Source organism: Nioella nitratireducens (genome assembly GCF_001879715.1).
Taxonomy (GTDB): Bacteria; Pseudomonadota; Alphaproteobacteria; order Rhodobacterales; family Rhodobacteraceae; genus Nioella; species Nioella nitratireducens.
This window is the reverse complement of sequence record NZ_MNBW01000075.1, coordinates 1-603: the sequence shown is the minus strand read 5'-3', so window position 1 is coordinate 603 and position 603 is coordinate 1. Positions and strand designations below refer to the sequence as shown.

At 59.0% G+C, this 603-nt stretch carries 1 protein-coding gene; it reads right to left on the bottom strand.

Annotation, left to right across the window (positions count from 1 at the left end; all coding sequences use genetic code 11):
- Positions 1-11 precede the first annotated feature (11 nt).
- Positions 12-603 (bottom strand): type II toxin-antitoxin system HipA family toxin (locus BKY27_RS19645; RefSeq protein WP_146636327.1); only part of this gene is annotated, 592 nt, incomplete at its 5' end.

Genomic DNA, 603 nt, shown 5'->3' with positions numbered 1-603 from the left:
ATAAGCGGACATTAAAGGGTCAGAGCCTTCTTCAGATCGTCGTGCTCGAAAGCACTTTCAAGATAGTCGAGTTCGCGTGCCGGAGCCCCGACCTGATGCGCAACATCACGCCACGTCGCTGTCGCTCTTGCCACTTCAGCGACGATCTCCCGGGCGCGTTTGGTGCGGAGGCCGAATTCAGGTGCCACGGCCAACACCAGGTCAATGTCACAGGTCCCGTCGTCGAAATCGATCCGTGTCTGCAGGACACGCGGCTTTTCCAACTGGGACGTCGGGTTGATGTCGAACGCCGGCGACAGCCGCCATCCAGCTGGCCCATCCCAAAGAAACCCGTGATTGCGCATATGGTCGTCCGTATTCGACACCAGAACGGTGAAGATGAGACGACGGTACAGTTCTTCACGGTCCCTGGCAGCCTGGCTGCCAGTCCTGGTGATCGCGTCGACGATCTCGAGATAGTTGCCAGATACGCCATCCCGGTTCTGGGTCATGGTCATGGCTGACATATACGGGATGCGTTCGCCTGCTGCGCGTCGGTCAAACCGGGCGCTCAGATAGACCGGCTGGTCACCGATGTTTGCCAGAGAGTGGTCAGCCATGGTC